General features: G+C 70.2%; 21 protein-coding genes and 1 tRNA gene. 18 read left to right on the top strand and 4 right to left on the bottom strand.

Annotated features, from left to right (window positions below; genetic code table 11):
* Positions 1-266 precede the first annotated feature (266 nt).
* The 8 genes from topA to OO60_RS17155 all read left to right on the top strand — a co-directional run bounded on the left by topA (position 267) and on the right by OO60_RS17155 (position 10,251).
* A complete protein-coding gene (gene topA, locus OO60_RS17190; protein WP_205624241.1) occupies positions 267-3,128 on the top strand; it encodes a type I DNA topoisomerase in 2,862 nt (953 codons plus the stop codon).
* Positions 3,129-3,237: 109 nt separating this feature from the next.
* Positions 3,238-3,846 carry a hypothetical protein gene (locus OO60_RS17185; RefSeq protein ID WP_004558544.1) on the top strand — a complete coding sequence of 203 codons (609 nt, stop codon included), beginning with the start codon at positions 3,238-3,240 and terminating at the stop codon, positions 3,844-3,846.
* Positions 3,847-3,932: 86 nt separating this feature from the next.
* Positions 3,933-4,730, top strand: a complete 798-nt coding sequence (locus tag OO60_RS17180; RefSeq protein WP_004558543.1) for an ESX secretion-associated protein EspG — start codon at positions 3,933-3,935, stop codon at positions 4,728-4,730.
* A gap of 34 nt (positions 4,731-4,764) precedes the next feature.
* A complete protein-coding gene (locus OO60_RS17175; RefSeq protein ID WP_240490813.1) occupies positions 4,765-4,938 on the top strand; it encodes a hypothetical protein in 174 nt (57 codons plus the stop codon).
* Entirely contained in the window at positions 4,931-5,722 is a 792-nt protein-coding gene (locus OO60_RS17170) for a hypothetical protein (RefSeq protein WP_004558541.1), read from the top strand. The genes OO60_RS17175 and OO60_RS17170 overlap by 8 nt, the downstream gene beginning before the upstream one ends.
* Positions 5,723-6,188: 466 nt before the next feature.
* Entirely contained in the window at positions 6,189-6,800 is a 612-nt protein-coding gene (locus tag OO60_RS17165; protein ID WP_240490812.1) for a hypothetical protein, read from the top strand.
* A gap of 137 nt (positions 6,801-6,937) precedes the next feature.
* Positions 6,938-9,049 carry a bifunctional MFS transporter/dTMP kinase gene (locus OO60_RS17160; protein ID WP_004558539.1) on the top strand — a complete coding sequence of 704 codons (2,112 nt, stop codon included), beginning with the start codon at positions 6,938-6,940 and terminating at the stop codon, positions 9,047-9,049.
* Positions 9,046-10,251: a DNA polymerase III subunit delta' gene (locus tag OO60_RS17155; protein WP_033261648.1), complete on the top strand. Its 1,206-nt coding sequence runs from the start codon at positions 9,046-9,048 to the stop codon at positions 10,249-10,251. The genes OO60_RS17160 and OO60_RS17155 overlap by 4 nt, the downstream gene beginning before the upstream one ends.
* 52 nt (positions 10,252-10,303) lie before the next feature.
* Here OO60_RS17155 and OO60_RS17150 read toward each other — a convergent pair whose 3' ends face one another.
* Positions 10,304-11,971, bottom strand: a complete 1,668-nt coding sequence (locus tag OO60_RS17150; protein WP_051767707.1) for a hypothetical protein — start codon at positions 11,969-11,971, stop codon at positions 10,304-10,306.
* Positions 11,972-12,105: 134 nt separating this feature from the next.
* Here OO60_RS17150 and OO60_RS17145 point away from each other — a divergent pair.
* A tRNA-Thr gene (locus tag OO60_RS17145) sits at positions 12,106-12,179 on the top strand.
* Between the two features lie 186 nt (positions 12,180-12,365).
* Positions 12,366-15,074, top strand: coding sequence for an NACHT domain-containing protein (locus OO60_RS17140; RefSeq protein WP_155849035.1), 2,709 nt, complete (start codon positions 12,366-12,368; stop codon positions 15,072-15,074).
* 89 nt (positions 15,075-15,163) lie between these two features.
* On the opposite strand, the gene OO60_RS17135 is transcribed toward OO60_RS17140, so the two are convergent.
* Positions 15,164-15,619, bottom strand: a complete 456-nt coding sequence (locus OO60_RS17135; RefSeq protein ID WP_033261743.1) for a GreA/GreB family elongation factor — start codon at positions 15,617-15,619, stop codon at positions 15,164-15,166.
* 124 nt (positions 15,620-15,743) lie between these two features.
* Here OO60_RS17135 and OO60_RS17130 point away from each other — a divergent pair, with 124 nt between their 5' ends.
* The 5 genes from OO60_RS17130 (at position 15,744) to OO60_RS17110 (ending at position 20,118) form a co-directional block, all read left to right on the top strand.
* On the top strand, positions 15,744-16,331 hold the full coding sequence (locus OO60_RS17130) for a TetR/AcrR family transcriptional regulator (RefSeq protein ID WP_004559888.1): 588 nt from the start codon (positions 15,744-15,746) through the stop codon (positions 16,329-16,331).
* A 106-nt stretch (positions 16,332-16,437) separates the two neighbouring features.
* Positions 16,438-17,643 carry a M14 family metallopeptidase gene (locus tag OO60_RS17125; RefSeq protein WP_004559889.1) on the top strand — a complete coding sequence of 402 codons (1,206 nt, stop codon included), beginning with the start codon at positions 16,438-16,440 and terminating at the stop codon, positions 17,641-17,643.
* Positions 17,644-17,728: 85 nt separating this feature from the next.
* Positions 17,729-18,247: a gamma carbonic anhydrase family protein gene (locus OO60_RS17120; protein ID WP_004559890.1), complete on the top strand. Its 519-nt coding sequence runs from the start codon at positions 17,729-17,731 to the stop codon at positions 18,245-18,247.
* 33 nt (positions 18,248-18,280) lie between these two features.
* Positions 18,281-18,706, top strand: a complete 426-nt coding sequence (gene rplK, locus OO60_RS17115) for a 50S ribosomal protein L11 (protein ID WP_004559891.1) — start codon at positions 18,281-18,283, stop codon at positions 18,704-18,706.
* A 143-nt stretch (positions 18,707-18,849) separates the two neighbouring features.
* The gene (locus OO60_RS17110; protein ID WP_004559892.1) at positions 18,850-20,118 is read left to right on the top strand and encodes a serine hydroxymethyltransferase; all 1,269 of its coding nucleotides are present in this window, start codon (positions 18,850-18,852) and stop codon (positions 20,116-20,118) included.
* Here OO60_RS17110 and OO60_RS17105 read toward each other — a convergent pair.
* Entirely contained in the window at positions 20,106-20,852 is a 747-nt protein-coding gene (locus OO60_RS17105; protein ID WP_004559893.1) for an inositol monophosphatase family protein, read from the bottom strand. The two genes, OO60_RS17110 and OO60_RS17105, sit on opposite strands and share 13 nt — an antisense overlap.
* An 84-nt stretch (positions 20,853-20,936) precedes the next feature.
* Here OO60_RS17105 and OO60_RS17100 point away from each other — a divergent pair, with 84 nt between their 5' ends.
* Together OO60_RS17100 and OO60_RS17095 are read left to right on the top strand one after the other, a co-directional pair.
* The gene (locus OO60_RS17100; protein WP_004559894.1) at positions 20,937-21,863 is read left to right on the top strand and encodes an Lrp/AsnC family transcriptional regulator; all 927 of its coding nucleotides are present in this window, start codon (positions 20,937-20,939) and stop codon (positions 21,861-21,863) included.
* A gap of 93 nt (positions 21,864-21,956) precedes the next feature.
* Complete coding sequence (locus OO60_RS17095) at positions 21,957-23,612, top strand: MDR family MFS transporter (RefSeq protein ID WP_004559895.1); 1,656 nt, start codon at positions 21,957-21,959, stop codon at positions 23,610-23,612.
* A 51-nt stretch (positions 23,613-23,663) separates the two neighbouring features.
* On the opposite strand, the gene OO60_RS17090 is transcribed toward OO60_RS17095, so the two are convergent.
* Positions 23,664-24,176 (bottom strand): inorganic diphosphatase, encoded by a 513-nt coding sequence (locus OO60_RS17090; RefSeq protein ID WP_004559896.1) that lies wholly within the window; start codon positions 24,174-24,176, stop codon positions 23,664-23,666.
* A gap of 173 nt (positions 24,177-24,349) precedes the next feature.
* Between OO60_RS17090 and dacB the strand changes: the two genes are divergently transcribed.
* Positions 24,350-26,686 (top strand): D-alanyl-D-alanine carboxypeptidase/D-alanyl-D-alanine endopeptidase, encoded by a 2,337-nt coding sequence (gene dacB, locus OO60_RS17085; RefSeq protein ID WP_033261647.1) that lies wholly within the window; start codon positions 24,350-24,352, stop codon positions 26,684-26,686.
* The last annotated feature ends 33 nt before the right edge of the window (positions 26,687-26,719 follow it).

The following is a 26,719-nucleotide window of genomic DNA, read 5'->3' as shown; positions in this document are numbered from 1 at the left end:
AGTGAAGCGGTGACGTCCCCGTGCCCACCACCGTCGAACGGAGGGTATCCGGACGGTCACGCGCTAGGCTGCGCGGGACGTGGCCGAAATCACGTGGCAGGTACGTTGGGGAAACATCGTCGAGGTCAGCGGCGATGCGCTGGGCACAGGACCGGCGGCGTGTTGGGCCACCTCCGCGCCGTCCGGGCCGGAACAGCGTGCACACTGGCAGGTCGAGACACGGGCCCTGGCAGGGACGTGGTGCAGTCCCGCGGCGGCGGGACGAGATGAGCGGAGAGCAGGACAGCGTGGCAGGAGCACGGACCAAGAAGAACGGAGCCTCGGCGGGCAACGGCGCCGGGCACCGGCGGCTGGTCATCGTCGAGTCGCCGACGAAGGCCCGCAAGATCGCGCCCTACCTCGGCGGCGGTTACGTCGTCGAGTCCTCCGTCGGGCACATCCGCGACCTGCCGCGCGGTGCCGCCGACGTGCCCGCCCAGTACAAGGGCGAGGCGTGGGCGCGGCTCGGCGTCGACGTCGACAACGGCTTCAAGGCCCTCTACGTGGTCACCCCGGACAAGAAGTCCAAGGTCACCGAGCTGAAGGGCCTGCTGAAGGACGTCGACGAGCTCTACCTCGCCACGGACCCCGACCGCGAGGGCGAGGCCATCGCGTGGCACCTGCTCGAGACGCTGAAGCCGAAGGTCCCGGTCCGCCGGATGGTCTTCCACGAGGTCACCGAGCAGGCCATCCGCGCGGCCGCCGACTCGACCCGTGAGCTGGACGCCGACCTGGTCGACGCCCAGGAGACCCGCCGCATCCTCGACCGCCTCTACGGCTACGAGGTCTCGCCGGTGCTGTGGAAAAAGGTCATGCCGAAGCTCTCGGCGGGCCGCGTGCAGTCCGTGGCGACCCGGATCGTGGTCGAGCGGGAGCGCGAGCGCATGCGCTTCACCTCGGCGTCGTACTGGGACATTTCCGCCACGATGGACGCGGGCGAGGACGCTTCGCCGCGAAACTTTCCCGCGCGGCTCGTCGCCGTCGACGGCGCGCGCCTGGCCACCGGCCGCGACTTCGGCTCGGACGGGCAGCTGAAGGCGTCGAACACCGAGGTCCGCGTGCTCGCGGAGGCCGACGCGCGGCGCCTGGCCGAAGCGCTGAAGCAGCGTGACTTCAAGGTCTCGAGCGTCGAGGAGAAGCCGTACACGCGCAAGCCGTACGCGCCCTTCATGACGTCGACGCTGCAGCAGGAGGCGGGCCGCAAGATGCGGTTCACCTCGGAGCGCACCATGCGGATCGCGCAGAAGCTGTACGAGAACGGCTACATCACTTATATGCGTACCGACTCCACGACCCTGTCGGAGTCGGCGATCTCGGCCGCGCGCAGCCAGGCCACGCAGCTGTACGGCAAGGAGTACGTCTCGCCGTCGCCGCGCCAGTACACGCGCAAGGTGAAGAACGCGCAGGAGGCCCACGAGGCGATCCGGCCGTCGGGCGAGGTCTTCCGGACGCCGGGCCAGGTCGCGGGCGAGCTGGACACCGACGAGTTCCGGCTCTACGAGATGATCTGGCAGCGCACGATCGCGTCGCAGATGGCGGACGCCAAGGGCACCACGATGTCCGTGCGGATCGTCGGCAACGCGACCTCGGGCGAGGAGTGCACCTTCGCCGCTTCGGGCCGCACGATCACCTTCGCGGGCTTCCTCAAGGCGTACGTCGAAGCCGTCGACACCGAGACCGGTGGCGAGGCCGACGACAAGCAGAGCCGCCTGCCGGTGCTGGAGAAGGACCAGGCGCTGACCGCGTCGGACCTGAACCCGGACGGCCACACCACGTCGCCGCCGGCCCGGTACTCGGAGCCGAGCCTGGTCAGCAAGCTGGAAGAGCTGGGCATCGGCCGTCCGTCGACGTACGCGTCGATCATCAAGACCATCCAGGACCGCGGGTACGTCTGGAAGAAGGGCTCCGCGCTCGTTCCGTCGTGGGTCGCGTTCGCCGTGATCGGCCTGATGGAACGCCACTTCGAGCGGCTGGTCGACTACGACTTCACCGCCGGCATGGAGGACGAGCTCGACCGCATCGCGGCCGGTGACGAGCAGCGCGCGCAGTGGCTGTCGAAGTTCTACTTCGGCGGCGACATGGGCGTGGACGGCTCGATCGGCCGCCTGGGCGGGCTGAAGAAGCTGGTCGAGGGCAGCGTCGAGGACATCGACGCGCGCGAGATCAACTCGATCCCGCTGTTCAGCGACGCGGACGGGCACACGGTCGTGGTCCGCGTCGGCCGCTACGGGCCGTACCTCGAGCGCGAGGTCAACGGCGAGTCGCAGCGCGCGAACCTGCCCGAGGACCTGCCGCCGGACGAGCTGTCGCAGGAGATCGCGGAGAAGCTGTTCGCGACCCCGCAGGAGGGCCGCACGCTGGGCACCGACCCGGTGAGCGGGCACGACATCGTCGCCAAGGAAGGCCGCTTCGGGCCGTACGTGACCGAGGTGCTGCCGGAGATCGAGATCCCCGAAGACGCCACGGCCGCGCAGAAGAAGGCGTTGAAGGCGAAGGCGCCGAAGCCGCGTACGGGCTCGCTGTTCAAGTCGATGGACATCGAGACCATCACGCTGGACGACGCGCTGAAGCTGCTGTCGCTGCCGCGCGTGGTCGGCAAGGACCCGGAGTCCGGGGACGAGATCACGGCGCAGAACGGGCGCTACGGGCCGTACCTGAAGAAGGGCACGGACTCGCGTTCGCTCTCGACCGAGGACCAGCTCTTCTCGATCACCCTCGAAGAAGCGCTGAAGATCTACTCGGAGCCGAAGCAGCGTGGCCGGTCCGCGACCGCGAAGCCGCCGCTCAAGGAGCTCGGCGAGGACCCGGTGTCGAAGAAGCCGATGGTGGTCAAGGACGGCCGGTTCGGCCCGTACGTGACCGACGGCGAGTACAACGCGACGCTGCGGAAGGGCGACGACATCGAGTCGCTGACCGCGGAACGGGCGTCCGAGCTGCTGGCGGAGAAGCGGGCCAAGGGCCCGGCGCCGAAGCGGAAGGCGCCGGCGCGTAAACCGGCTTCGACGACGGCGAAGACGGTCAAGGCGGGCACGACCAAGAAGGCGACCACGGCCAAGCGGTCGAGCTCGACCGCGACGAAGGCCAAGTAACCGCGGCTCGAGGGTCTCCCCTGGTGGGAGGCCCTCGACGTCACACCTTCGAGTGACACCTCGAACGCATGTTCGGGAAATTGTCGGTGGTGCCGGGTTCCATGGACGCGTGACCGAAACACCACGCACCGTGCACACGGTGACCACCAAGATCCTGAAGCCGGTCCGGGCGGCGGCCGCCGGCAGTTCCACCGCCCTGGAGCTGATCGGGTCGCTGCCCGGCTTCGTCGGCAGCGGCGGCGTCTGCGGCGTCGCCGTCGCGATGTCCGGCGAGCCGTGGACCTCGGCGTTCTACGACGACCGGACCACCTTCGGCATCGCAGGCGACGGCGTGCGCTTGTTCGGGTCCTCGCCGGGCTCGGTGGCGAAGGTGCTGCACGCGGCGCTGGCTCGCCTGGAGCCGCTCTCGCCGGGGCCAGGCGAGGGCCTGTACCTCGACGCCGACGAGCGCGGCGTGCTCGGGCCCGGACAGGATTGTCTCGTCCTCGACCTGATGGACGACCTGCGGCGGCCCCGGCTCGGCACCGTCCAGTTCGACATCGCGCGCGACGGCGAGCAGCGGCCGTGGGACGTGCTGGCGTTCGTGGACGACGACCGCGGCCGTCACCTGGCGGCGCTGAGCAGACCGAGGGGCGGCCACCGCCGGTTCTGGTGGCTGCCCGGAAGCGTCGACCGGCTCGCGGAGTTCGTCGAAGGGCGGGTGCCGGACCATGGCTGAGCCGCTCGCCGACCGCTCACCGAACCATGTCACCCTCTCGAACATATGTGCGAGAAATTGTCGGTGCCAGGGTGTTCAATCAAGGGGTGAGCAACGCAGTAGCCGTCTTCGACGTCATCGACGAGGTCATCGCCCCGCTCTCGGCCGAGGTGCCGGAGCGGCCCTCGGTGATGGAGTTCTACGACCCGGAGTTCGAGATCCCGCCGGTGCTGGCGGACACCGGACCGCTGCCGGGCCGGCACCCCTCGCCGCCGTCCGCGCGGAGCCTCGCGGACGAGGTGGAGCAGTACACGCGGTTCGTCGCCGGGATGGCGGCGATCGGCCTCGCACCGGGCGGCGAGGTCACCGCGGAAGCCGTCGGGCTGTACCGGGCGCTGCGCGGTGGCTTCATCCGCGGCGTCGTCACCGGCGTCTTCCCGGCCAGGGCCAAGCCGTGGGAGGTGCGGTTCTTCGGCGACGAGGACTACACGACGGTCCTGCACAAGCTGGGCAACCGCGCGCGGCTGCGGTCGGGCTTCCTCAGCGAGCTGCCGGGCTGGGTGTTCGACGGCCTGCCCGACCGGCCACCGGGGCCGGGCGAGCACCTGCGCATCGAAACGGACGAGCGCGGGCTGATCCCGCACCGGTGCGAGCGGGCGGTCGAGCTGATCCGGGAGTGCGCGGCCCGGCCGCGGCTGGGCACGGTGCTGGTCGACCTCGCGGTGCGCAACGCGATCCTGGCCGAGTACCCGCACGGCGCGTTCGGCCTGGTGGACAACGACCTGGGCCGCTACCAGTTCAGCGCGGCGGTGGCCCGGAACGGGCGCTGGACGGTGACGTGGGGTCCGGCGTCCCGGAGCACGGCCGAGCAGTGGATCGTCGAGGCGGTGCAGAGCCATGCGTGAGGAAGGAGCGGTGCGGACAACGGAAGGGGAGGGCGTGGACAGGGTGGTCGCGGCGGCCCCGCGGGACCTGACCGTGCGCGAGGCGATCCTGGCGGCCGCCGAGCAGAACAGCGGCGTCCCCCACCAGCGACAGGCGGCCGCGCAGCCGGCAGCCGAGGCCACCGAGGCCGACGAGCGCGCCCCGGACGAGAGGCGACGGCATGGCTGAGCGCACAGCAGCGCGTGAACTGCTGGAGCTGGCGGCCGGTCCGGTGCTGGCGGCGATGCCGGACCGCGAGCCGGTCGACCGGCTGTACAACCCGGACGTCAGCGACGACGACATCCTGGTGCACGGCCCGGTATCGGACGACCCGGCGGACCTGGTGGCGGAGGTCGAGCGGCACATGGCGTGGGCCGCGTGGATCGACGGCACGCCGTTCGGCGAGGACGGCGAGCTCAACGAGATCGGCTTCGAGGTGGTGTCGCTGATGCTGCGCGGCTCGGTCCGGGCGGCGTTGTGCGGCGTGTTCGACGGAGGACCGGAGATGGCGGACATCCGGTGCTACGCCGACGGGGAAAGGGCGTTCATGATGGGCTCCCTCCCCGGCCGCACGGCGATCCACCTGGCCGACTTCGACGAGCTGCCGGAGATGCTGGTGGCCGAGCTGCCGGAGGTCCCGTTCGGCGCCTCACCCAGGGCGATCTGGCTCTCGGTGGACGCGGACGGCCTGGTCCACGACGGCCAGGACGACGACGTGGGCGCAATGCGCGAGCTACTGGCCCGCCCGAGATCGGGAACGGCGGTCCTGGACATGCTGGCCTTCGGCGGCCTGTGCGCAGAGTTCCCGGACCACGGATTCGTCCTGGTGGACACGGACCTGGGACGGTTCGCACTGGCCGCCCTGGACCGAGGAGAGGGCCGCCGCCAGCTGGTCCTGAGCCCCTTCAGCCGAGGAATGCTCCGCGACTGGTGCCGGAAGATGATCGACCTCGGGCAGGAGGAGATGCCCTGAGCGAGCGATGAGACAAGGGGCGGGGAGGGGGAGGGGGAGGGGGAGGAGGGAAGGAAGAGCCGGCTGACCGGACGGCGTGGGTGCGGCTGGCGCACAACGCGGCGCAGCGAGCCCGATCCGGCCCAGCGCGGCTTGGCCCGGTTCGGTCCGGCCCGGCTCGGCTCGGTCCGGCTCGAGGCCCTCCACCGCGCCCCATCCACCGGCCGACCCTCACCCGGCAAACTGGCCACCCACGGCCAGTCACTGGCCAACCGCCCGCAACCGCCACTGTGATCGGTCTCACTACGATCTGTCACCATTGGCGGTCGACCGAACCACCGGCGGACTGGACACTGCAGGGGGTTCGGGCGCGGGCTTGCGCTGCGTGACGGACCATCCACTGGAGACAGAGCCATTGGGCGGATGCGTTATCCGCCAGCGTCGCTACCCTGGAAAGGCGAGGACATTCAGTAGTGAGGTGGTCACCATGAGCGCGAACGGTGAGGCTCCCTTCTTCAATGCCCCCGAGCTCACTCAGCGCGACGGCACTCTGTCCGAAGCACCTGGCGAGATGTTCGCCGACCCGGTATCCGGGCTGGTCACCGCGGCACCGGAGCCACGCGGCGCGGTGGCGAATGGCCACGAGCCCGCCGCCATCCCGGTGGCCGGGCCGGTGCAGCCCGACGAAGAGGCCGTGCGGCGGATGGTCGAGGAAACGCTTCGCGACGACAAGGACGCCGAGGTGAAGACGCCGGTGGCGATCCCGCCGGCCGGCACGCTCGGTGACAAGCCGCCGATGGGGTTGCTGCCGCGGCAGCGGAACCGGCAGCGCAGCACCTGGCCGAGCCGTCCGCCGCAGATCATGCGGCCCGTGCGGCAGGATCCGCTGGCCGAGGACGATGTCGACGACGTCGATGTCGTGCCCGTCAAGCGGCGGCGGCTGCCGCGGATGCCGTCGGTGACGATGCCGGCCTTCAACCGGCCGTCGTCGAGTGCGGCCGGGGTGATGCTCGCCGTCGCGTTGCTGATCGTGTTCGGTTTCGTCGCCATCGAAATGGTGTCCAGCCTGGTCAGCAGCGTGACCGGGCTGTTCGACTAGCGTTCCTTCGCTGGTCACCACACGGGGCCGTGCCGCGCGCCGAGGGCCGATCGGGCTACCCTGACTTCACGGTCGGGCTCTCGCGCGAGGGCGTCCGGCACCGCGGTGACTAGTGGGGTGGGCGTATCAGCGAGGGCGTGCGATCGGTACCCGGGGCCGGTCCGGGTGCGTCGTCGGGCGCCGAGGCGTCCACGATCAACCGGGTCCGGCGGGTACTGGCGATCAAACCGTTCCGGCGCCTCTGGGGCGTCACGTACCTGTGCAGCGTGGCCGACTGGCTGAACATCCTGGCCCTCACCGGCCTGGCCACGAAGCTCACGGACAACTACTTCGCGCAGAACTTCGCCTTCGTCGGCGTCGTGCTGACCGGCCTGGCGCCGGGGCTGCTGTTCGCGCCGATCGGCGGGCTGCTCGCCGACCGGTTCGACCGGCGCAAGGTGATGGTCGTCGCCGACCTGCTGCGGTGCGGCTTCCTGCTGTCCATCGCCATCGTCGGCGCGCCGTGGTGGCTGCTCGTCGGCAACTTCCTCGTCGGCTGCGCGTCGAGCATGTGGATCCCCTCGAAAGAGGCCGCGGTCCCCAACCTGCTCCGCCGGCCCGACCAGGTCGAGACGGCCAACCAGCTCGGCATGGTGATGACCTACGGCCTCGCCGTCATCACCGCGGCCGGTGCGAACGCGATCATCACCGGCGTCAACACGACCTTCCACCTGTTCGGCGACAACGCGAGCCTCAGCATCGCCAAGCTCGTCGTCATCATCACCGGCCTGCTCTACCTGGCCAGCGCGATCATCCTCGCGACCCGGATCCCCGAACTTTCCCTGCGCAACGTCCACGCGCTGCCGGAACAGAAGGTCAAGGCGGCCGACGAGGAGAAGTTCGGCGTCGGCCAGATGATCGCCGACGGCTTCCGGTTCATCCGCAGCACGCCGCTCGTGCGCGGCCTGCTCGTCGGCGCGTTCGGCGCGTTCGCCGCCGGCGGCGCGGTGATCGGCTCGGCCAAGCCGTACTCCTCGAGCCTGCTCGCCGGTGACTCGGCGTTCAACCTGCTGGTCCTGGCCGTCTTCCTCGGCCTGGCCACCGGCATGGCCACCGCGCCGAAGCTCGCCCGGCGGCTCGCGCACGACCGCCTGTTCGGCATCTCGATCGTCGCCGCCGCGGTCTCGCTGACGGTGGTGGCGTTGTCGCCGCACCTGGCCTTCTCGCTGGTCGCGGTGTTCTTCGTCGGCATCTGGGCGGGGACGGCGTTCCTCACCGGCGTCACGATCATCGGGTCCCGCGTCGAGGACGCCATCCGCGGCCGGATCAACGCGATCTACCAGCTGATGATGAAGCTGGTGCTGTTCGGCACCACCGTCACCGTGCCGCTGCTGGTCGGCCTGGTGCACCAGCGCAACGTCACCGTCTGGGGCAGCGAGCTCAGCATCGACGGCACGCGGCCGGTGATGCTCGGCGGCGCCGTGATCGCGCTGGTCGCCGGCCTCTTCGCCTACCGGCAGATGGACGACAAGCGCACCGAGCCGATCCTCGCCGACCTGCGCAACGCGCTGCGCCGCACGCCGCGGCGCGTCAACGGCTTCCTCATCGCCGTCGAGGGCACCACCGCGATCAACACCGCGATCCAGGCCGTCAACCTGGCCGACTGGCTGCGCGGCGGCACCCGGCCGGTCGTCGTCGCCGCCGACCCCGCGCTCGACGACCAGCGGCTCACCGCGCTCGTCTCCGGTGCCTCGCTCACCGGGGCGCGCGCACAGGCGCTGGCCGCCGCCGCGGTGCGGGCCGACATCGTCGAGCGGCACGTCCAGCCGGCGCTCGACGCCGGTTCGGTGGTCGTCATGGAGCGGTTCGTCGACTCGCCGCTGGCGCACCTGTCCGCCGTCGCCGGGCTCGACAGCGACGAGCTCGAAGGCCTCGCCGACTGGGCGACCGGCCGGCTGCGCCCGGACCTGACCGTCCTGCTGGACGCCGCCCCGAACGGCGCCCCGCGCGACAAGTCGGCCGCGTTGAACGACCAGTGGCGCGTCCAGCACCTGCTCACCGAGATGGCCGCGGCCGACCCGGACAGGTACGTCGTGATCGACGCCGACGGCACCGACACCGAGGTCGCCGAGCGCATCCGCACCGCGTTGCGCGCCGTGTTCGTCGGCCGCCTGTCCGCGCTGGCGCCGACGACGGAGAAGCCGGTCACCCTGCCACTGGAGACCCTGCCCGTCGAGACCCCGGAAGTGCCTCGCGTGGAGGCGAAGTGACGACGACCGAACGCATCGGCGTCTGGAACCAGCTGGTCGGCCAGGAGCCTGCGGTCGAAACGCTGAGCGCGGCCGCTTCGGCCGCCGCCAAGATCATCGCGGGCGAGCCCGCCCCGCCGGGCGCGATGACGCACGCCTGGCTGCTCACCGGGCCGCCCGGCTCCGGCCGCTCGGTGGCCGCCCGGACGTTCGCCGCGGCCCTGCAGTGCAGCACCGGCACGGGCTGCGACGCCTGCCCCGGCTGCCACACGACGATGGCGGGCACGCACGCCGACGTCCGGCTGGTGGTCCCGGAAGGACTGTCCATTTCGGTCGCCGAGATGCGCGCGCTGGTGCAGGCCGCCGCGCGCCGCCCGACGACCGGCAACTGGCAGGTCGTGATCATCGAGGACGCCGACAGGCTCACCGAAGGCGCGTCGAACGCCCTGCTGAAGGCCGTCGAGGAGCCGCCGGACCGCACGGTGTTCCTGCTCTGCGCGCCCTCGGACCACCCCGAGGACGTCTCGGTGACGATCCGCTCGCGCTGCCGCCTGGTGACGCTCCGGACGCCGCCGCCGGAGGCGATCGCCGACGTGCTGATGCGGCGGGACAACGTCGACGCCGAACGCGCGCACTGGGCGGCTTCGGTGTGCGGCGGCCATGTCGGCCGCGCGCGCCGCCTCGCCACCGACGAGGCCGCGCGGCAGCGCCGCGCCACCGTGCTGCGGATCCCGCTCGGCCTCCGCCGGATGAGCGACGTCTTCACCTGCGCCGACCAGCTGATCAGCGCGGCCGAGGCGGACGCGGGCGAGGCCAGCAAGGCCCGCGACGAAGACGAGCGCAACGAGCTGCGCACGGCGATGGGCGGCGACGGCGTCGGCAAGGGCGTCGCCGGCGCCAAGCGCGCCGCCGAAGCCGCGGTCAAGCAGCTCGAGAAGAAGCAGAAGTCCCGCGCAACACGCACCCAGCGCGACACGCTCGACCTCGCCCTGGTCGACCTCGCGGGCTTCTACCGCGACGTCCTGGTGACGACGACCCGCTCCGGAGCGACGCTCAACCACCCGGACCACGCCGACCAGATCCGCGAAGCGGCCTCGTCCTGGACGACGGAGTCGACGCTCCGCCGGCTCGAAGCGGTGCTGGAGTGCCGGGACGCGATCGAGCTGAACGTCAAGCCACGTATCGCCGTCGAAGCGATGGTCACGACGCTGCGCCAAGGCTGAGCACAAAGGAGCCCGCCAGGCGCACCTGACGGGCTCCTTCATACCCCTCGGATCACTCGCGCGGACGCGGCGAGGGCTTGAACGGCTTCGCTTCGACGGCCACGGCCAGCGGGCGACGGCGGCCACCCGGCATCGCGGCCACCATGACCACGCCGAGCAGCAGCATCGCGGTGCCGGTCCAGAACAGCGGCACGGTGTCGTACGCGCCACCGGTGTAGGCGAGGTTCTTCACCGGGCCCTTCGGCGCCTCCCCGCCCGCGGGCGGCGGCGTCGACGTCGTCCCGCAGACCACGCCGCCGGTCGGCGCGTACGCCCGGGCGATCTGCTCGCCGAGCGACAGCTGGGCCAGCGACGAGGGCAGGTTCTTCGCCTGGTCGTCCGGCAGCAGGCTCTTGAGCTTGGTCGTCGGCAGCAGCTGCAGGTCGAACATCCGCGCCGACGCGCCCAGCTGGAACCCCTTGAACGGCGTCGTCATGTTGGCCGACTTCTGGTCGAGCCCGGCGATGCTCAGCCGCAGCACGCCGAGGTCGAGCACGGTGCCCGCGGTGGTCCCCACCTGCTGGATCTGCCCGGCCGCGGTGGCGAGCAGGCCGCCGACCACGGGGATGTCCTTGACGGCGCCGAACTGGTCGCTCAGCGGCTTAAGCGGCAGCCCGATCGGGATGTCCTTGGTCGGGTGCGCCGCGTCGAGCGTGTACAGCACCTTGCCGCCGGCTTCGATGGTCAGCACCGGCGCGGTGTACTCGACCTTGGACGTCTTCGCGTCGCCGGTGGAGGTCACCTTCAGCGTCGGCTGGCTGGCCACCTTGATGCTCAGCGCGAGCGGCGTGCCCTTGAGGATCTCGATGTCCGCGGCCTGCAGCGTCGACGTCGACTGCACGGCCTTGTTCTTCGAGCCCGGGATGTCGACCAGCTTCACCTGCGACCGCGACGACAGCGTGTTCGGCAGGCTCAGCAGCGACCCGGTGCCGTCCGCGGTGGTCTGTCCGCCGCCCTGCAGCAGGCCGCCGAGGCTCTGCAGGCCCTTCGTCAGGTCGAACCCGCTGGCCAGCGAGCTGGGGTCGAGCTTCGGCTTCAGCGCGTCCAGCCCGAGGTTCGGCATCGACGGCACGACGTTGAGCAGCGACAGGCTGGCCACGGACGTGCTGGCATCGGCGATGGTGTCGACGCACGGCCCGAGCGTCTGGCTCCACCGCGCGTGCGCGCTCCCATTCAGCAGCCCGACGTTGAGCAGCGGATTCGACGGCGCATTGAGGCCACCGCTGACCGGCTGCGGGTTGTCGGGCAACGCGGTCTGCACAACACTGCCCGGCGTCTGCGGCGCGTTCCCGCCAACGGACAACCCGAACGGCGACGCCTGCGCAATCGACTTCTCGTAGTTCAGGTAGGCGTCGGAGTTCGCCGATGCGCTCGACAGCCCCATCCCGGCCTCGAGCGCCGACTGCTTCGGCAAGGTCTGCCCGAACCCCGGCAGGATGGTGCTGGTCGGCACGGCATTGGGCAGCAACCGGATGATCCCGAGCGCAGTCCCGGCATCCCCAACGGCCTGCCCGAGCGGCTGCGGCCCGATGGGCGCCGAGATCGGCGCCTGCCCCGGATTCGCCGGCTGCGGAATCGGCGTCGTCGGATAGGTCGGATCGGCGTAGGCGGGCGCCGCGCTGAACAGGACAAGCGCGCCAGCCGCCGTCAGCGCCACCGAACGGGGCAGTCTTCGCCGCATGTGCCAGAGCCTCCAGACAGGTCAACCGGGGAGTGAGACCGACGTCATAGGGCCCTAACGACGGTCCCCCCGAAAAGTGACGCGCACAGCCTCCGCTACACTTGCTATCGTCGCCAGCGCAAGCAGGAGACAACGCCGCCTTAGCTCAGTCGGCCAGAGCGATTCACTCGTAATGAATAGGTCAGGGGTTCGATTCCCCTAGGCGGCTCCGCAGGTCAGGCCCCATCCGAGAGTCCTCGGGTGGGGCCTGACTCGTCTAGCGGGTGGCTAAGTGGGTGACCTGGGTCCCTCGAAAATTCCCGGAAGACCACCCGGTGAGGTAGACCGCGTGCCGTAACGGCCGCGGCGCAGTCAGCGACCAAGGTGCGCGGACGTCGAGCGAGGGGTGGTCTGCGTGCTCAACTGGTTCGATCCCCTGACAGCGGCGCTCTCCGCCGTTGTACTGCCGATCGGCTACTTTCTGATCCGCCGGCTTGTCAAGTTCCTCAAGGAGCACGCCTCAGAACTTCTCGACGCGGTCTTCTTCGCGGTCGGGCGGGTCTTCCGGACCGCGTTGATGCGCCGTGTCAGTCTTCGGCGGTATTGCCGCACCCTGCTGGGGAAGTCCGGCAACCGGTACCTCGCCGTTCCCGGAAGGACGTCCGTTCTCCTGGAGACGGACTCGGTCTTCGTGCCGCTGCGGTTCAGCAAGAAGATGGGCTCCCAGAACCTCATGAACGAGGTGTTGGGCAAGGGCCTCCGGGTGCGGATCATCGGCGATCCCGGATCCGGCAAGAGCTCTCTCGTCAAGAAGATGTTCCGGCAGATGCTGAGCCAGGGCCTGCACGGCTTACCCCAGCACAAGCTGCCGATCATGCTGGAGCTGAAGACCTTCTCGCCGCCGGACCTGGCCGAGGACTTGCTCGGCAAGTGGGCCTATGGGGAGCTGCGTCGCGCTGTCGCCGCCGTTGAGGGCTTCGAGATGGAGAAGCTGTTCGACGTGTACGCGCTCGGCCGTGGCGTGGTGGTCCTGCTGGACGGGCTCGACGAGGTCGCCGGTGATGTCTATCCCCGAGTCGCGACGGCGATCCTGGAGCTGAGCAGGCTGCTGGAGAACAAGAGCGACGGCAACTCGGTCGTGCTCACCATGCGCAGCCAGTTCCACCAGCAGATCGGCGAGCACTTCGACGACGGCTTCCCGATGGTGGTCCAGATCCAGCCGTTCACGCCGAGCGGTATCTACCGGTTCCTCGGCAACTGGCCGTTCGACGACGACCCCGAGGCGCAAGTCACCCGGCTCTACAGCGAGCTGGCCGACCGGCCGACACTCCGGGAGATGTGCTCGAACCCGCTCGTGCTCGCCATGTACGTCGCCAGCGACGTGGAGGGCAGGCACGACGGCGGCGCCCCGGACACCCGTACCGCGTTCTACTCGAACGTCGTAGAGGAACTCCTGGTCCGGCGACGCAGCCGGCAGCTCGGCAGCCAAGCCCGGTCGATGCTGCGCGAGCAGCGCGAAACCATTCTCGGGCGGCTGGCCCGCGACAACATCGCCGACCCGGCGCAGCCGGCCAATTCACTGAGCTGGTCGACGGCGATCGAGGTGGTGCGGGACGTCCTCCAAGCGTCCGCAGAGGTCGCCGAGGTCGAATTCCTGCGGATTCTGAACGAAACCGGCATCATCTCGGAAGAACGGCCGCGCGAGTCGTTCCGGTTCATCCACCTCACCTTCTGCGAGTTCCTCGCCGCGCGCGAATTCGCGCAGGGAATCACCGGCGGGTGGCAGGCACTGCGTGACCTCCAGAAGGCTTTCGCCAAGTCTTCTCAAGCGCAGTTGCGGAGCCGTCTTGTCGAGGTCATTCCGTTCTGCGTGGCGTCCACGCACCGGTCCGAGCGGACGGATGCCCTCATCGGGCTCGCCCCCTTCGTCGACAGCGAGACACTCGGGCGCTGCTTCCTGGAGACGCAGGCCTACGACCTTGCCCTTTGGGCGGATTACCGTGCCAGCGAGGAGAAAGCACTGGAGTCGACGCCCTCCGACCAATGGGACGAGGACTGGCTCCGGCGATTGCACCTGTTCAGCGTGGTGCTGTCTGACGAGGCGGAGTGGCGGGTCCTGTTCAACCGCGAGGACGACGGCCACAAGGACGAGTTCTTCGCAACCCTCATCCGGTCGGACAAGAGCCGCCTGAGCCGGGTCTTCGTGACGTTCGCCAGGACAGACGCTCCCGCCGCGTTCCGGCTCGCCGATGCGGTCGGCATGGACCTGGTGGCGGAACGGCCGGGGCTGATCATCGCCAGCTTCGACGATCCGGCGTTCCGTTCGCTGGCGATCCAGAAGTTCGAAGCCCTTCGCCCGACCGAGAACACGAAGAAGCTGGAGCAGTGGAGCATCGTCCTCGCGCACGCGGGGATGACCAGCGAGTTCGTTGCGGACGAGCTGGCGGACCGAGATCCCACGCCGCTGCAGGCGCGCGTCAACGGTTCACTGGACGCCTCGAGCCGGTGGTACTTCGACGGCAAACCACCGTCGGCCGAGACCCGATCACTGTGGAGTGCGCGGCGGATCCTGGGGCCTTCGATGTACAGCTACGCCTTGACGTTGGTGATCACCCGGAGGCTGCCGTCGCCGTTCGGAACCAAATCGGAAGCGACCGGAATCGATCTCCTGGCCACGCTGGTCCCGCCTGGCCGTCTTCGGCGTCGATGGGTCTCGGTTTCGCTCGCCTTCCTTTTTTTGACGGCGTATCTCGCACTTTACGCAACGGTCGTCTTACCCCTGGGAAAAGTGTCCGAACTGGTGGGTATGACGATTGGCGGGGCATTCGCTGTGCTGCTCTATGCAGTGCTGGCGCTGGTGGCTGCGTCGCTGAAGTACCCAAGTGCCCGGCGGTTTTCCTATGCGATCTTGGCCAACGTCCAGCCGCCTTGGGGAGATGAGCCCTGGCGTCGCGTCTTCCGGCGTATCTTCCTCATTCGCCTTCCGCGGTTGGTGCTCCGCAGGGTAAAGGCGGTGGGTGTCCAGCTGCGGCGAGACACCTTCGTGCCTCCAGAGGTGGCAACGGCCGCTGACGACGAGCGGCGCAACACCGTGCGCGCCCTGCTGGCCGACAACGACGGGTGACGGACAACGAGAACCACCCGGATGGGTCGTCTCGAAGACGAGAGAAGGCCCCCGCTCGCCGAGCGGGGGCCTTCGGGATCGTCAGGGTCTTACTTCGGCGGGGTCAGCTTCACCACCGTGGCCTTCGCGTCGCCTCGGGGGGTGCGGTAGGTGATCTCGTCGCCCGCCTTCGCGCCCACCAGCGCCAGGCCCAAAGGGCTGTCCGAAGTGATCGCGTCCGCGTCCTCGCCGGGGACCGTCACCACCTGGAACGTCTCTTCGTCGCCGTCCGGGAAGCGCAAGGAGACCACCGTTCCGTCCGGTAGCTGGCTGTTGCCGTAGCCTCCGTGCTCCATCTTGGCCGCCAGGTCGGCGATCTGGCGGTCCAGGCGGGCCGCGGCCTCTGCGCGGTCGATTACGTCCGCCTGGTCTGCCGCGTCGCCCGTGCGCTCCTGCTCGCCCGGTTGCGGCGCGAGGGCCTCCCGCTGCGCGCGCAAGTTTGCGATTTCCTTCTCCAGCTGGCTGCGCGCAGCCGGGCTGAGCCCCTTGTCCCCTGAGATCACCATGCCGGGCATTGTCCGCTGCGCGGACCGGGGTGGCCAATCCGGTTTTTCACCCGAACGCCACCCACCGGACGTCTGCCCTAGGATTTCCAGGCTGACGTCCAGGAAGAAGGTAACGAGAATCACCGTGAGCGCAGTCCCCGGTCGCAGCGAGCGGCTCTCGCCCAACCAGCTGGCCAAGCAGGAACAGATCGTCGAGGCCGCCCGCGTCGTCCTCGCCCGCGATGGCCTCGCCGGGTGCACCGTGCGGGCCATCGCCGATGCCGGCCCGCTCACCAAGAGCGCCATCCACTACTACTTCGCCGACATCGACGTCCTCATCGACCGGGCCATGGCCGCGCACATCACCGCCTTCGCCGCGGGCCTGCGTGAGGTCGCCGCGAAGCACGACGAACCCCGTGAGCGGCTCTTCGCCGTCCTCGAGGAGTACCTGAGCGTCTTCGCCGGCAACCCCAACGCCGCCTTCCTCTGGTTCGAGTACTGGATCGCCGCCGGGCGCGCGCAGCACCCGCAGGCCATTGACGTCATGCTCACCTCGCTCACGGAACTGCTCGCCGAGCTGCTCGCCCCGCTCGACGTCGACGACCCGCGGGCCAGGGCCCGTGCGCTGCTGTCCTACCTGCTCGGCACCGTCGTCCAGCAGCGCGTGCGCCCGCGGCCGTTCGCCACGCTGCGTGCCGACATCGAGGCGCTCTGCTTCGCGAACTACGGGTAGAAACCGCCAATAGATCCGTACTGCTCCGGATTGTGTCCTCCGTCCGGCTCCGGCCAAGGTCGAGGAACCCCCGAGAGCAGGAGACGTGATGCGCACACGAACGTGCATGGCCGCGGCCGCGGCCGTCCTCTTGGTGCTCACCCTCGGCGGCCAGGCCGGTGCCGCCCAGCCCGGCGGCCCGCAGGTCTACGAGGTGACCGGCGCCGCCACCGCCCAGCAGCGCACCGAGGTCGCGCGCACCGGCGCGGACATCCTCGACGCCGAAGGCGCGACGACCACGGTCATCGCCAACCCCGGCGAAGCCGCCCAGCTGCGCGCGCTGGGCTACGGCGTCAAGTCGCTCGGCAAGGTGAACCGGCCGCAGGGCACGGCGACCGTCGAGGACTTCCCGGCCGGCTACACCGGCTACCACACCTACGCCGAGACGCAGACCGAGCTGCAGAAGACCGTCGCGAACTACCCGGCGCTCGCGAAGCTCGGCAGCGCCGGCACCTCGTACGAGGGCCGCGCGTTGTCGCTGATCAAGATCAGCGACAACGTCGCCACCGACGAGAACGAGCCCGAGGTCCTCTTCACCTGCAACCAGCACGCGCGCGAGCACCTCACCACCGAGATGTGCCTGCACATCGTGCAGCGCCTGACCAGCGGGTACGCCACCGATCCGGCGATCAAGCGACTTGTCGACAGCACCGAGATCTGGGTGATCCCCAGCGTCAACCCGGACGGCTCCGAGTACGACATCTCCGGCGGCACGTTCCACAGCTGGCGCAAGAACCGCCAGGGCCCCGGCACCGACACGAACCGCAACTGGGGCTACAAGTGGGGCTGCTGCGGCGGCTCGTCGGGCTCGACGTCCAGCGAGACCTACCGCGGCACGGCGGCGTTCTCCGCACCCGAGACCCGGGCCGTGTCGAACTGGGTGAACTCGCGGGTGGTCGGCGGCGTCCAGCAGATCAAGACGCACATCGACTTCCACACCTACTCCGAGCTGGTGCTCTGGCCGTTCGGCTACACCTACGCCGACACCGCGCCGGGCATGACCGCGGCCGAGGCGCAGAAGTTCCAGACGCTCGGCAAGCAGATGGCCGCGACCAACGGCTACACGCCGGAGCAGTCCAGCGACCTCTACATCACCGACGGCAGCGTCAACGACTGGATGTGGGCGACGCACAAGATCTGGAGCTTCACCTTCGAGATGTACCCGAAGGGCAGCAGCCCCGGCTTCTACCCGCGCGACACCCAGATCGTGCCGCAGACGACCCGCAACGACCAGGCCGTCGACATCCTGATCAACGCCGCGATCACCGGTTGACCCCCAGCAACCGGCCGCGGCTCGCGAACGGCCCCCTTTCCCGCTCGGCCGGGGAAGGGGGCCTGCGCGGTTTAGGGTGCGGGGCATGCCTCTGTTCTCGTTCGAAGGGCTCAGCCCGCAGGTCCACCCGGACGCCTGGATCGCCCCCACCGCCACCCTCATCGGCGACGTCGTCGTCGAGAAGGACGCCTCGGTCTGGTTCGGCGCGGTGATCCGGGCCGACTTCGGCCGGATCGTCATCCGGGAGGGCGCCAACATCCAGGACAACTCGGTGATCCACGTCAACGACGGCGTCTGCGAAGTCGGCAAGAACGTCACCGTGGGCCACCAGTGCCTGGTGCACGACTGCACGATCGGGGAGCAGGCGCTGATCGGCAACGGCTCGACCGTGCTCGACAAGGCGAAGATCGGCGCGCGGGCCTTGGTCGCGGCCGGGGCCACGGTGACGCCCGCGACGGAGGTGCCCGAGGAGGTCATCGCGATGGGCAGCCCGGCGAAGAAGTTCGTCCCGCTGACCGACTCGGCGCGGATGTGGGTCGAGCACAACGCGGCGATCTACCAGGAGCTGGCACGGCGGCACCGCGCGGGCACGAAACCGGTTTGACTCTCCAGTAACTGGAGACTCTAGCTTCGGGGCATGGCTCCGAAGAAGAAACTCACCCACCAAGTCACCCTGGAACTCGCCGCGGGCAACGCCCCGGTCGTCGACCTCGGCAAGATGCTGGGGCAGACCGGGGTCAACCTCGTCGAGATCAAGAAGACCTACGACGCCGCCACGGCGGCCCAGCGCGGCGACATCGTGCCGGTGGTCGTCTCGGTGTTCGAGGACCGCTCGTTCGCACTCCGGCTCAAGACGCCCCCGACGTCGTTCCTCATCAAGAAAGCACTGGGGGACAAGGGTTCCGCGCGTCCCGGGCACGAGGTCGCGGGCAAGCTGACGACGCAGCAGCTCCGCGAGATCGCCGAACGGAAGCTGCCGGACCTCAACACGTCCGACGTCGAGGCGGCGATGCGCACGATCGCCGGCACGGCCCGCTCGATGGGGGTCGTGGTCGTGGATTGACGTGCATCGCGCTTCGAGCGGGGTGGTCTAGGCTCTTACGCGCAGCAGCGACTGGCGCCATCGAGGTGGAGCACCACCGGGAAGCGACGACGAGGCCGGCACCGCGCGCCTGGGTGAAGGCCACTCCAGAGCCGGAGTACGCCATGACACACCAGCCGAAACTGACCGCGCTCGCCACCGCCGACCCCGCCATCGCCGGGCTCGTCGAGGACGAAGCCCAGCGCCAGCACGACAAGATCCGCCTGATCGCCTCGGAGAACTACGTCTCGCAGGCCGTCCTCGAGGCGACCGGGAGCGTGCTGACCAACAAGTACTCCGAGGGCTACGCGGGCAAGCGGTACTACGAGGGCCAGCAGTTCATCGACCAGGTCGAGCAGCTGGCCATCGAGCGGGCGAAGGCGGTGTTCGGCGCCGAGCACGCGAACGTCCAGCCGTACTCCGGGTCCCCGGCGAACCTGGCCGTGTACCTGGCCTTCGCCCAGCCCGGTGACACCGTGCTCGGCATGGCGCTGCCGGATGGCGGCCACCTCACGCACGGCTGGAGCGTCTCGGCGACCGGCAAGTGGTTCACCCCCGTGCGCTACGGCGTCGCCAAGGAGACCGGCCGCGTCGACCTCGACCAGGTGCGCGACCTGGCCCGCCAGCACCGGCCGAAGCTCATCTTCGCCGGCGGCACGGCGATCCCGCGGACCATCGACTTCCCGGCGTTCGCCGAGATCGCGCGTGAGGTGGACGCGGTGCTCGTCGCCGACATCGCGCACATCGCCGGCCTGGTCGCGGGCGGCGCGCACCCGTCGCCGGTCGGGCACGCGCAGGTGATCACCACGACCACGCACAAGACCCTGCGCGGCCCGCGCGGCGCGATGATCCTGTCCGACGCCGACCACGCGAAGGCCGTCGACAAGGCCGTGTTCCCTGGGCTCCAGGGCGGCCCGCACAACCACACGACCGCGGCGATCGCCGTCGCGCTCGGCGAAGCGCAGCGCCCGGACTTCAGCGAGTACGCGCACACGATCGTCGCCAACGCGAAGGCCCTCGCCGACGCACTCCTCGCGAAGGGCTACGACCTGGTGTCCGGCGGCACGGACAACCACCTGCTGCTGATCGACCTGACGAACAAGGCGGTCGCGGGCAAGCCGGCCGCGCAGGCGCTGGACCGCGCGGGCATCGAGCTGAACTACAACACGGTGCCGTTCGACCCGCGCAAGCCGTTCGACCCGTCCGGCATCCGGCTCGGCACGTCCGCGATCACCACCCGCGGCCTCAAGCCGGAGCACCAGCCGCAGGTGGCCGAGTGGATCGACCGCACGGTGACGGCGGCCGCCGCGTCCGAGGAGGCCGCGCTGGACACGATCGCCGCGGAGATCCGCGAGTTCCTGACCCCGTTCCCGATCCCGGGTTACTCCGCCTGACGAAGGATTCGCACGGCCTTTTCGTGCAGGGCCGGCGCGGCGACGAGGAAGCTGCTCGCCGACGGCGTCCACGGGGCGCCGTCGGCGGTGGTGACCACCGCGCCGGCTTCGCGCGCGACCAGGGCGGCGCCGGCGAGGTTGGTGGCGTCGGTGCCGTACTGCCAGAAGAGGTCGAGCCGCCCGGCGGCGACGTCGGCGACCTGCCAGGAGGTCGGCCCGAGGTTCCGCACGGCGGCGACCTCCTTCAGCACGGCGGTCAGCGAGACGCCGGCCGCTTCGGCGACGCCCGGCTGCTTCGTGACGAACGGCGGCTGGCTGGTCGCGGCGACGACCGCTTCGAGTGACGTCTTCCGTGACGGCTCGATCGCCTTCCCGTTCCGGGTCGCGCCTTCGCCCTTCTGCGCCGCGTAGGTTTCCTTCAGCCACGGCGAGTGCAGCACCGCGAGTTCGGGTTCGCCGTCGCGCACCAGCGTCACGGTGAGGCAGTACTGCGGCAGGCCCTGGAGGAGCTGGACGGCGCCGTCGAGGGCGTCGACGACCCAGACCTCGCCCGCGGGGAGGTCGTCGAACTCGCCGGCCCAGGCGGCGGGTCGCACCTCGGTCAGCGCGGACCGGAGCTCGGCCGCCAGCGGGTCGTCGATGGCCGAGAAGACCGCGCCCAGCTCCGCGAAGGAGGCGGGCGGCCGGTCCGGGGCGCGGACGTCGGCGGCCAGGGTTTCCACGATGTCGAGCACGGTTTCAGCATGACGCCAGGATTAAGCTCGCGTGGCTCTGTGCGGTACTCCAGCGTGGGCGGATGAGCGGATTCGGACTCAAGCATGCAGATCCTGACGGAAATCGAACAGCGAGTCGTCTCGGCCCTGCAGGTCGACGGCCGCGCCGGGTCCGGTCGGATCGCCGAGGTGCTCGACCTCTCGCCGCGCACGGTCACCCGGGTCATCGCCCGGCTTCGCGCCGACGGGCGGCTGAAAGTCGTGTGCGTCCCCGATCCCGCGCACGGTCTGCGCGGCGCGATGCTGCTGCGGGTCAAGATCCTCCGTGGCCGCACATCGGCGATCGCCGACGCCCTGGCCCGGCGGGACGACGTGCTGTTCGTCGACGTCCTCGCGGGCGGTGAAGAGATCAGCGCCGTCGCGCTCGGCGGCCTCGACGGCAGGCTGGTCCACGACGCGCTGCCGTCGACGACCGCGGTCACCGAGCTGCGAGCCCACTCGATCCTGCGCGTCTTCTCCGACGCGACGCAGTGGCGAACCGGCTTGCTGACCGGCGCCGAGCTCGCCGCGCTGACCCCGCCGCCACCCGGCGCGGACGTGCCGCTCGACGACCTCGACCGGCGCATCCTCGATCAACTGGCCGCGGATGCGCGGCTCGGGCCGGCCGAGCTGGCCGTCGAAGCGCCGGAGTCCACGGTGCGCCGTCGGCTCGACCGGCTGGCCAGGGCCGGTCGCATCCGCAGCTACTCGAACATCGACGTCCGGGCGCTCGGGCTCGACGTCGACGCCAACGTCTGGATGACCGTGCCGCCCGGACGGCTCGACGAGGTCGGCCGGGCGCTGGCGAAGCACCCGATGGTGCACGGCACGCTCGCCACCACCGGCGTCACCAACCTGATGGCTGCCGTCTGGTGCCGCGACCTCGGCGGCCTCTACCGCTTCGTGACCAGCCTCGACGTGCCGTCCGCCGAAGTCACCGTGGTCGCGAAGGCCGTCAAGCGGGCCGGGAGACCCGGCTCACAGAAAATTTGATTGCACGATACAACCGTCTCGCGGAATACTTGGCTCAAGCAAGTAGTTGAGAGGTACAAGCAACTACGCCGAAGGCTTCCGAGGGAGACCACCATGAGCGACACCACCACGGCGGAAGGAGCAGCCGCTACGAAAGGCAAGCTGTCCCACCGCCAGATCCTGACCGTCCTGTCCGGGCTGATGCTCGGCATGTTCCTCGCCGCGCTCGACCAGACCATCGTGTCGAGCTCGATGCGCACCATCGCCGACGAGCTCCACGGCCTGTCCCTGCAGGCCTGGGCCACCACCGCCTACCTCATCACCGCCACCCTCTCGACGCCGCTGTACGGCAAGCTGTCCGACCTCTACGGCCGCAAGCCCATGTACCTGACGGCGATCTCGCTCTTCCTGGTCGGCTCGCTGGCCAGCGGCATGGCGACGTCGATGTACGAGCTCGCCGCCTTCCGGGCCTTCCAGGGCCTCGGTGCCGGTGGCCTGATGTCGCTCGCGCTGGCGATCATCACCGACATCACCGCGCCGCGTGAGCGCAGCAAGTACCAGGGCTACTTCATGGCCGTCTTCGGCATCTCGAGCGTGGCCGGCCCGGTCGTCGGCGGGTTCTTCGCCGGGATCGACACCTTCGCCGGCATCACCGGCTGGCGCTGGGTCTTCCTGGTCAACGTCCCGATCGCGCTGGCCGCGCTGGTCGTCGTCAGCAAGGTGCTGAACCTCCCGCACACCCGCGTGGACCAGAAGGTCGACTACTGGGGTGCCGTGGCGCTGGCCACCGGCCTGGTGCCGCTGCTGATCGTCGCCGAGCAGGGCCGCGAGTGGGGCTGGGGTTCCGCCGCTTCGATCGCCATGTACGTCGTCGGTGCGCTGGGCGTGACCGCCTTCGTCTGGATCGAACGCCGCATGGGCGACGCCGCCCTGCTGCCGCTGCGCCTGTTCAACCGCTCGGTGTTCCGGATGTCGACCATCGTCACCGTCGTGCAGGGCGCCGGGATGTTCGGCGCGATGATGTCGCTGCCGCTGTACCTGCAGATCGTCAAGGGCGCGACGCCGACCCAGGCCGGCCTGCAGATGCTGCCGCTGACGCTCGGCATCATGGTCGCCAGCCTGACCAGCGGCCGGATCATCGCGGCCACCGGCCGGTACAAGATGTTCGCGGTGGCCGGGATCGGCCTGATGGCGGCGGCGCTGTTCGCGCTGTCGACGATCACCGTCGACACCTCGCTGGCGCTGGTCATGGTGATCGCCTTCGTGATCGGCCTCGGCCTCGGCTCCTCGATGCAGACGCTGGTGCTGGCCGCGACCAACGACGTCCGCCCGCAGGACATCGGCGTCGCCACCTCGGCGGCGACCTTCTTCCGGCAGATCGGCGGCACGGCGGGCACCGCGGTGTTCCTCTCGATCCTGTTCGGCACGGTCGGCGACCGGATCGCGAACGCGATCCGCTCGGCGATGACCAGCCCGGCCTACGTGTCGGCGCTGGCCCAGAACCCGGCCTTCGCGCAGCAGATGAAGAGCGGCGCGCTGGACGTCAACGACACGTCGTTCCTGTCCACGCTCGACCCGGCGCTGGCCCGGCCGATCCTGCAGGGCTTCGCCGAGTCGATGAGCACCGTGTTCCTGGTCGGCGGGATCGTGCTGACCGTCGGCTTCGCGCTGGTGTGGTTCCTCAAGGAGAAGCCGCTGTCGGACAAGTCGGCGATGGAGCAGCGCGCGGAGGCCGAAGAGGCCGCTCCGGTCCTCGCCTTGGCGCACTGACCGCGTGAAAAGGCCCCCTCGGGTGATCCCGAGGGGGCCTTTTCCGTTGGCTCAGTGGCCGCCGTTGGCTTCTTCCTTCGCCAGGCGGTCGGTCTCGCGCTCGTAGGAGCGGGCGATCTCGTTCTCGGCCTCGGCGCGGCCGACCCAGGACGAGCCCTCGACGCTCTTGCCGGGCTCGAGGTCCTTGTAGACCTCGAAGAAGTGCTGGATCTCCAGCTTGTGGAACTCGTTCAGGTGATGGATGTCGCGCAGGTGCTCGAGGCGCGGGTCGTTCGTCGGGACCGCGAGGACCTTGTCGTCCGGGCCCTTCTCGTCGGTCATCCGGAACATGCCGATCGCGCGGCAGCGGATCAGGCAGCCCGGGAACGTCGGCTCCTGCACGAGGACGAGCACGTCCAGCGGGTCGCCGTCCTGGCCGAGGGTGTCGTCGATGAAGCCGTAGTCGGCCGGGTACTGCGTGGCCGTGAACAGCGTCCGGTCCAGTTTGATGCGGCCGGTCTTGTGGTCGACCTCGTACTTGTTGCGCTCCCCTTTGGGGATTTCGATCGTGACGTCGAACTCCACGCCGTCCTCGCTACTTCTTCGTCGGATCCGGGCACCACAGTCGTGGGCGGCAACCTTCATGACTGTCTTGACGTCTCCTAGTGTGGACTACGCCCTGCCGGGGAGCCGCATCGATGTCGGCCTCGCGGCATGTGAGCTTGGCCCCTTCCGGGGCAGGTGAGAAGGAGTGGTGGGTGCCGGAAAACGACCAGCCGATGTGGCCTTCGTCGGACGAAGACCGCTCGTCGTCCGGCGCGCGGGAGACCACTCCGATGCCGTTGCCCGAGACGCCGGCGAGCGGTGGCGACCGCCCCGCCGTGCCCAAGGTCACAGGCAGCGACGCGCCCAAGGGGTCGTGGTTCGCGCCGAACGTGCCGCCTGAGCCGATCCCGGGCCTCAACGCGCCCGCGGAGGAACCCGCGCCCCCGGCGGCCCCGGCCAAGCAGGACCTGGCCGACCGGCTCGGCAGCCGGGAGCCGAAGCAGCCGCCGAAGCCGGCCGAGGACGGCACCGAGTACATCAAGGTCGAGCAGCCGAAGCCGGCCGCCGAGAGCACCCAGTTCATCGAGGTGGCGCAGCCGACGCCGGTGGTGCCGGTCGAGCGCGATGTCTGGGCTCGTGAGCAGCAGGAACGCCCGGAGGAGCCGCAGCAGCAGTGGCGCGAAGAGCTGCAGCTGTGGCGCGAGGAGCAGCAACGCCGCGAAGAGCAGCTGAGCCGCCGCGAAGAATCCCAGCGCACCGAGGCTCAGCAGCAGCGTGCCGAGGGGCAGCAGCAACGAGCCGAGGCTCAGCAGCAGCGGTCCGACGCACCCTGGGCCCAGCGCATCGAGCTGCGGGAGGACCGGGCCGCCGACCGGCCGGCCGAGCCGGGCGACCGCCGTCCCGCGCTGCCGCCCGAGCCGCCGCGGGGAGTCGTGCCTTCGGCGTCCGCCGGCACGCTGGCCCGCCCGCAGCGGATCGAACCGGACGGCCAGCGGTTCGACGCCGAGGCGACCGTCGGGATCGAGCGGCCCACCCAGTTCCCCGGGGTCTTCCAGCAGCAGCCCCAGCTCCGCGGCGAGCCGCCGCGGGCCGAGCCGCCCGCCGAACCGCCGGTCCCGCCCGCGGCCGAGGCGCCCTCCGGCGAAGAGCCGCCGAAGAAGCGGCGCAAGGGCAAGGTGATCGCGCTGGTCGTGGTCGTCCTCCTGGTGCTGGCCGGTGGCGGGGTCGCCGCCGCGATGCCGAAGGTGGCGAACCGGCTGGCCCTGCCGTGGGCGCCGAACGCGCCCAAGGGCGACTCGCCGTCGCCGTCCTCGGCGACGCGCCAGCTGCAGGGACCGGCCACGGCCGGCACCGCGCCGAGCGCCAACGGCGTCAAGTCCACGCTGGCCGGTGCGGCCGGCAGCGGCGCGCTCGGCCAGCTCACCGGCAGCGTGGTCGACCCGGTGAGCGGGACCACGCTGTGGGACCACAGCTCGGGGACGCCGGTGACGCCCGCGTCGACGACGAAGGTGCTCACGTCCGCGGCCGCGCTGCTCTCGCTGGACCACAACCTGCGGCTGTCCACCAAGATCGTGCAGGGCGCGGACCCGGGCACGGTGATCCTGGTCGGCGGCGGCGACACGACCCTCACGAACCTGCCGCTGGGCACCGACTCCCCGCTGTACCCGGGGGCCGCGCACGTCGACGACCTCGTCGCGCAGGTCAAGAAGGCGGTCCCGGGCGTCAAGAAGGTGCAGGTCGACCTGACCCTGTTCAAGGGGGCGACGACCGCGCCGGGCTGGGAAGCGGGTGACGCGCCGTCGACCTACGCGACGCAGCTGGCGCCCGTGATGGCCGACGGCGGCCGGATCAACCCCAAGGACAACAACTCGCAGCGCACGGCGAACGCGGGCAGCGCGCTCGCCGGGACGATCGCCTCGAAGCTGGGGGCTTCGGCGGGCGGCCAGGCGACCGCGCCCAAGTCCGCGAAGGTGGTCGCCGAGGTCAAGTCGGCCCCGCTGACCGAGCTGGTGTCCGACCTGATGGAGCTGTCCGACGACGTCCTCGCCGAGGCAGTCGCCCGGCAGGTCGCGCTCGCCAACGGCGAGGAGGCGAGCTACGCCGGTGGCTCGAAGGCGACCATCAAGGTGCTGAAGGACCACGGCTTCGACGTCACCGGCGTCGTGCTGTCCGACGGCAGCGGCATCTCGTCGCAGAACCGCATCCCGGCGCGGCTGCTGACCCAGCTGCTGGCGGCCGCGGCGGCGCCGGAGGGCAAGAACCCGGGCACCGCGAAGCTGCGCCCGGTGCTGGCCGGTCTCCCGGTGGCCGGCGGCTCGGGCACCCTCGCCGACAAGCGGTTCGACACGCCGGCGTCGCAGGCGGGCCGCGGCTGGGTGCGGGCCAAGACGGGCACGCTCACCGGCGTCAACACCCTGGCCGGGCTGGTCCTCGACCAGGACGGCCGGGTGCTGGTGTTCGCGTTCATGTCCAACGGCTCCGACACCGACTCCGGCCGCGACGCCCTCGACGCCCTCGCGACGAGCCTCCGCAAGTGCGGCTGCGCTTAGCGGACGCCGAACCGTACGAAGATCGTGGCCGGA

This window comes from Amycolatopsis vancoresmycina, from assembly GCF_000716785.1.
GTDB classification, from domain to species: domain Bacteria; phylum Actinomycetota; class Actinomycetes; order Mycobacteriales; family Pseudonocardiaceae; genus Amycolatopsis; species Amycolatopsis vancoresmycina.
The sequence above is the reverse complement of the archived record's forward strand: the minus strand, read 5'-3'. Positions and strand labels throughout refer to the sequence as shown.

Coding starts and splice junctions, on each gene's coding strand:
- OO60_RS17120 (WP_004559890.1), top strand. CDS start 17,729: ATGCCTCTGTTCTCGTTCGAAGGGCTCAGCCCGCAGGTCCACCCGGAC.
- OO60_RS17110 (WP_004559892.1), top strand. CDS start 18,850: ATGACACACCAGCCGAAACTGACCGCGCTCGCCACCGCCGACCCCGCC.
- OO60_RS17100 (WP_004559894.1), top strand. CDS start 20,937: ATGCAGATCCTGACGGAAATCGAACAGCGAGTCGTCTCGGCCCTGCAG.
- OO60_RS17135 (WP_033261743.1), bottom strand. CDS start 15,619: ATGGTGATCTCAGGGGACAAGGGGCTCAGCCCGGCTGCGCGCAGCCAG.
- OO60_RS17170 (WP_004558541.1), top strand. CDS start 4,931: ATGGCTGAGCGCACAGCAGCGCGTGAACTGCTGGAGCTGGCGGCCGGT.
- topA (WP_205624241.1), top strand. CDS start 267: ATGAGCGGAGAGCAGGACAGCGTGGCAGGAGCACGGACCAAGAAGAAC.
- OO60_RS17125 (WP_004559889.1), top strand. CDS start 16,438: ATGGCCGCGGCCGCGGCCGTCCTCTTGGTGCTCACCCTCGGCGGCCAG.
- OO60_RS17165 (WP_240490812.1), top strand. CDS start 6,189: ATGAGCGCGAACGGTGAGGCTCCCTTCTTCAATGCCCCCGAGCTCACT.
- OO60_RS17095 (WP_004559895.1), top strand. CDS start 21,957: ATGAGCGACACCACCACGGCGGAAGGAGCAGCCGCTACGAAAGGCAAG.
- rplK (WP_004559891.1), top strand. CDS start 18,281: ATGGCTCCGAAGAAGAAACTCACCCACCAAGTCACCCTGGAACTCGCC.
- OO60_RS17150 (WP_051767707.1), bottom strand. CDS start 11,971: ATGCGGCGAAGACTGCCCCGTTCGGTGGCGCTGACGGCGGCTGGCGCG.